We start from the raw sequence: 5,731 nt of genomic DNA on the forward strand, positions 1-5,731 counted from the left end.
ATTTCAGTGCTATAGAGCCTGACGATGACCTACTTTCACACGGGAATCCGCACTATCATCGGCGCGAAGTCGTTTCACTGTCCTGTTCGGGATGGGAAGGAGTGGTACCAACTTGCTATGGTCATCAGGCAAAACTTGTGTGACCAGCTGTTCATGGAACAGATAGTCAAATTCATAGAGTAAATCAGCTTGTAATTTAGATTGTTGCACATCTTTTGACGGATGCGTCTTTTGAGTGCGTCATTCTTGGCATAACAATCCTTGAACACGTCTTGATAGAGACGGTCAAAGTTATAGGGTCAAGCCTCACGAGCAATTAGTACTGGTTAGCTTAACGCATTACTGCGCTTCCACACCCAGCCTATCAACGTCCTGGTCTTGAACGACTCTTCAGGGGGCTCAAGGCCCCGGCAGATCTAATCTTGAAACGAGTTTCCCGCTTAGATGCTTTCAGCGGTTATCTCTTCCGAACTTAGCTACCCGGCAATGCCACTGGCGTGACAACCGGTACACCAGAGGTTCGTCCACTCCGGTCCTCTCGTACTAGGAGCAGGCTTCCTCAAATCTGCAGCGCCCACGGAAGATAGGGACCAAACTGTCTCACGACGTTTTAAACCCAGCTCACGTACCTCTTTAAATGGCGAACAGCCATACCCTTGGGACCGGCTACAGCCCCAGGATGAGATGAGCCGACATCGAGGTGCCAAACACCGCCGTCGATATGAACTCTTGGGCGGTATCAGCCTGTTATCCCCAGAGTACCTTTTATCCGTTGAGCGATGGCCCTTCCATACAGAACCACCGGATCACTATGTCCTGCTTTCGCATCTGCTCGACTTGTCAGTCTCGCAGTTAAGCACGCTTATGCCATTGCACTATCGTCACGATGTCCGACCGTAACTAGCGTACCTTCGAACTCCTCCGTTACACTTTGGGAGGAGACCGCCCCAGTCAAACTGCCTACCATGCACTGTCCCCGATCCGGATAACGGACCAAGGTTAGAACCTCAAACACACCAGGGTGGTATTTCAACGTTGGCTCCACCGAAACTAGCGTTCCGGCTTCAAAGCCTCCCACCTATCCTACACAGGTCTGTTCAAAATCCAATACAAAGCTACAGTAAAGGTTCATGGGGTCTTTCCGTCTTTCCGCGGGGAGATTGCATCATCACAAACATTTCAACTTCGCTGAGTCTCAGGAGGAGACAGTGTGGCCATCGTTACGCCATTCGTGCAGGTCGGAACTTACCCGACAAGGAATTTCGCTACCTTAGGACCGTTATAGTTACGGCCGCCGTTTACTGGGACTTCAATCAAGAGCTTGCACCCCATCATTTAATCTTCCAGCACCGGGCAGGCGTCACACCCTATACGTCGACTTTCGTCTTAGCAGAGTGCTGTGTTTTTAATAAACAGTCGCAGCCACCGATTTTTTGCAACCTCATTGGGCTCCAGGAGTAAATCCCTTCACCTACTAAAGGCACACCTTCTTCCGAAGTTACGGTGTCAATTTGCCGAGTTCCTTCTCCTGAGTTCTCTCAAGCGCCTTAGAATACTCATCTCGCGCACCAGTGTCGGTTTGCGGTACGGTCGTGTGTAGCTGAAGCTTAGTGGCTTTTCCTGGAAGCAGGGTATCACTCACTTCGTCTGCAAGCAGACTCGTTATCACCCCTCATCTAAGCCCGGCGGATTTACCTACCAGGCACGACTACAGGCTTGAACCAACATATCCAACAGTTGGCTGAGCTAACCTTCTCCGTCCCCACATCGCACTACACATCGGTACAGGAATATTGACCTGTTTCCCATCAGCTACGCATCTCTGCCTCGCCTTAGGGGCCGACTCACTCTACGCCGATGAACGTTGCGTAGAAAACCTTGCGCTTACGGCGAGGGGGCTTTTCACCCCCTTTAACGCTACTCATGTCAGCATTCGCACTTCTGATACCTCCAGCAGGGTTTACACCGCCACCTTCACAGGCTTACAGAACGCTCTCCTACCACGTGCAATAAATTGCACATCCGCAGCTTCGGTAACTGGCTTAGCCCCGTTACATCTTCCGCGCAGGACGACTCGATCAGTGAGCTATTACGCTTTCTTTAAATGATGGCTGCTTCTAAGCCAACATCCTGACTGTTATAGCCTTCCCACTTCGTTTCCCACTTAGCCAATTTTAGGGACCTTAGCTGGCGGTCTGGGTTGTTTCCCTCTTGAGTCCGGACGTTAGCACCCGGTGCTCTGTCTCCCAAGCTGTACTCATCGGTATTCGGAGTTTGCCTTGGTTTGGTAAGTCGCCATGACCCCCTAGCCAAAACAGTGCTCTACCCCCGATGGTAATACTTGAGGCACTACCTAAATAGTTTTCGGAGAGAACCAGCTATTTCCAAGTTTGTTTAGCCTTTCACCCCTATCCACAGCTCATCCCCTAGTTTTGCAACACTAGTGGGTTCGGACCTCCAGTGCATGTTACTGCACCTTCATCCTGGCCATGGATAGCTCACTTGGTTTCGGGTCTACACCCAGCGACTAGACGCCCTATTCGGACTCGATTTCTCTACGGCTTCCCTATTCGGTTAACCTTGCCACTGAATGTAAGTCGCTGACCCATTATACAAAAGGTACGCAGTCACCCCTTTCGAGGCTCCTACTTTTTGTAAGCACACGGTTTCAGGATCTATTTCACTCCCCTCCCGGGGTTCTTTTCGCCTTTCCCTCACGGTACTAGTTCACTATCGGTCAATGATGAGTATTTAGCCTTGGAGGATGGTCCCCCCATATTCAGACAGGATTTCTCGTGTCCCGCCCTACTTTTCGCAAGCTTAGTACCACAGGTCTCTTTTTGCATACGGGGCTATCACCCACTATGGCCAGCCTTTCCATGCTGTCTTGCTAAGAGTCCTGATATCACTTGCAGGCTTTTCCGATTTCGCTCGCCACTACTTTCGGAATCTCGGTTGATGTCTTTTCCTCGAGCTACTGAGATGTTTCAGTTCACCCGGTTCGCCTCAATAACCTATGTATTCAGTTAAAGATACCTATTGCTAGGTGGGTTCCCCCATTCAGAAATCTCCGGATCAAAGCTAATTTGCCAGCTCCCCGAAGCTTATCGCAGGCTATCACGTCTTTCGTCGCCTATCATTGCCAAGGCATCCACCATGTGCTCTTATTCACTTGACCCTATAACTTTGATTTCTCGCCGTTATTTTCAAGGAATGTCTGTCAGGTCTTTCACCTGACGCGTTATGCCGTATCTTCCAATATCGTTCCAAATTCAAATTACTCTGAACTCAGGCTCGAAATTAAAAGTTTCTTTTGACGCAATCAAAAAATTTATCTAAATTGCCACTAGCGGCACGGTCTACACCAAACCTTTACGAATGTGCAGTTTCCGCTAGCAGCGCTGATTTAACTCTATAAATTTTTAAAGAACAGCCAATAATTAATTGAATTTAATCAATCAACACAAAGAACCCTCCAAGAGGATGCTTTGCATTAATGAATTTTTATGCGCTCTGCTTAAGTCGTATGAACGAGAACTATAAATGGTGGAGGATGACGGGATCGAACCGACGACCCCCTGCTTGCAAAGCAGGTGCTCTCCCAGCTGAGCTAATCCCCCAGGATCAAATTATTCCAAAATTCCCTGAATTCCTCAAACCTAATTTGGTGGGTCTGGTTGGACTCGAACCAACGACCCCTGCGTTATCAACACAGTGCTCTAACCAGCTGAGCTACAGACCCTTTGAATTCACAAAAGAATCCTAAAGAGCGGCACCAATCAGATAGTAAAACCAAACAAGCGCTATTGCTGTTGTTATAAACAACAGCCGATAAGAATGGGCGTAAGAAGAACGAATTGCTTTATTTCCAGAAAGGAGGTGATCCAGCCGCACCTTCCGATACGGCTACCTTGTTACGACTTCACCCCAGTCACGAACCCTGCCGTGGTAATCGCCCTCCTTTGCAGGTTAGGCTAACTACTTCTGGCAGAACCCGCTCCCATGGTGTGACGGGCGGTGTGTACAAGACCCGGGAACGTATTCACCGTGACATTCTGATCCACGATTACTAGCGATTCCGACTTCACGCAGTCGAGTTGCAGACTGCGATCCGGACTACGAATGGCTTTATGGGATTGGCTCCCCCTCGCGGGTTGGCGACCCTTTGTACCATCCATTGTATGACGTGTGTAGCCCTACCTATAAGGGCCATGAGGACTTGACGTCATCCCCACCTTCCTCCGGTTTGTCACCGGCAGTCTCATTAGAGTGCCCAACTAAATGTAGCAACTAATGACAAGGGTTGCGCTCGTTGCGGGACTTAACCCAACATCTCACGACACGAGCTGACGACAGCCATGCAGCACCTGTGTTACGGCTCTCTTTCGAGCACCAAGCCATCTCTGGCGAGTTCCGTACATGTCAAAGGTAGGTAAGGTTTTTCGCGTTGCATCGAATTAAACCACATCATCCACCGCTTGTGCGGGTCCCCGTCAATTCCTTTGAGTTTCAACCTTGCGGCCGTACTCCCCAGGCGGTCAACTTCACGCGTTAGCTTCGTTACTGAGTACTAATGCACCCAACAACCAGTTGACATCGTTTAGGGCGTGGACTACCAGGGTATCTAATCCTGTTTGCTCCCCACGCTTTCGTGCATGAGCGTCAGTACAGGTCCAGGGGATTGCCTTCGCCATCGGTGTTCCTCCGCATATCTACGCATTTCACTGCTACACGCGGAATTCCATCCCCCTCTACCGTACTCTAGCGATGCAGTCACAGATGCAATTCCCAGGTTGAGCCCGGGGATTTCACAACTGTCTTACATCACCGCCTGCGCACGCTTTACGCCCAGTAATTCCGATTAACGCTCGCACCCTACGTATTACCGCGGCTGCTGGCACGTAGTTAGCCGGTGCTTATTCTTACGGTACCGTCATGGGCCCGCCGTATTAGGGCAGACCTTTTCGTTCCGTACAAAAGCAGTTTACAACCCGAAGGCCTTCTTCCTGCACGCGGCATTGCTGGATCAGGCTTTCGCCCATTGTCCAAAATTCCCCACTGCTGCCTCCCGTAGGAGTCTGGGCCGTGTCTCAGTCCCAGTGTGGCTGGTCGTTCTCTCAAACCAGCTACAGATCGTCGGCTTGGTGAGCTTTTACCTCACCAACAACCTAATCTGATATCAGCCGCTCCAATCGCGCGAGGCCCGAAGGTCCCCCGCTTTCATCCTTAGATCGTATGCGGTATTAGCGTAAATTTCTCTACGTTATCCCCCACGACTGGGCACGTTCCGATATATTACTCACCCGTTCGCCACTCGCCACCAGGATTGCTCCCGTGCTGCCGTTCGACTTGCATGTGTAAGGCATGCCGCCAGCGTTCAATCTGAGCCAGGATCAAACTCTATAGTTTAATCACTGCAATAATTTTCAACTCCACGCGTCCAACCTAAGTCAAACACATGAAGAAAACTCATAAAAACGGAATTGAAGAGAAATCTTGACGATTTCTCTTTTTCTATCTCCATGAGCGTTTAAGGTCCAAAAGACCTGGTCACAAGTGACCTGGCTTTTCGCCTTCAAACGCCCATACTTATCGGCTGTAAATTTTTAATGATCCTGACACCTCACTCAACAGGTTGACTGTCTTGCTTGGCGTCGTTCGCTGTAATCAGCTGAGCCTCAAATTATATACCGGATTTTTAAGTCCAGTTGAAATTTAATTCGAAGTTTTT

Annotated in this window: 2 tRNA genes and 3 rRNA genes; all 5 read right to left on the bottom strand. The window is 49.6% G+C overall.

What is annotated here, in order from left to right:
• Window positions 1-16: 16 nt before the first annotated feature.
• The 5 genes from rrf to RCH06_RS17570 all read right to left on the bottom strand — a co-directional run bounded on the left by rrf (window position 17) and on the right by RCH06_RS17570 (window position 5,409).
• Window positions 17-129 (bottom strand): 5S ribosomal RNA (gene rrf, locus RCH06_RS17550).
• 166 nt (window positions 130-295) lie between these two features.
• A 23S ribosomal RNA gene (locus RCH06_RS17555) occupies window positions 296-3,178 on the bottom strand.
• A 366-nt stretch (window positions 3,179-3,544) separates the two neighbouring features.
• Window positions 3,545-3,620 (bottom strand) — tRNA-Ala (locus RCH06_RS17560).
• 45 nt (window positions 3,621-3,665) lie between these two features.
• A tRNA-Ile gene (locus RCH06_RS17565) sits at window positions 3,666-3,742 on the bottom strand.
• A 130-nt stretch (window positions 3,743-3,872) separates the two neighbouring features.
• Window positions 3,873-5,409: ribosomal RNA gene (locus RCH06_RS17570) — 16S ribosomal RNA — on the bottom strand.
• Together the 16S, 23S and 5S rRNA genes with 2 tRNA genes alongside form the textbook arrangement of a ribosomal RNA operon.
• Window positions 5,410-5,731: the final 322 nt, after the last annotated feature.

The organism is Polaromonas sp. CG_9.5 (assembly GCF_035984465.1).
Lineage (GTDB): Bacteria > Pseudomonadota > Gammaproteobacteria > Burkholderiales > Burkholderiaceae_C > Polaromonas.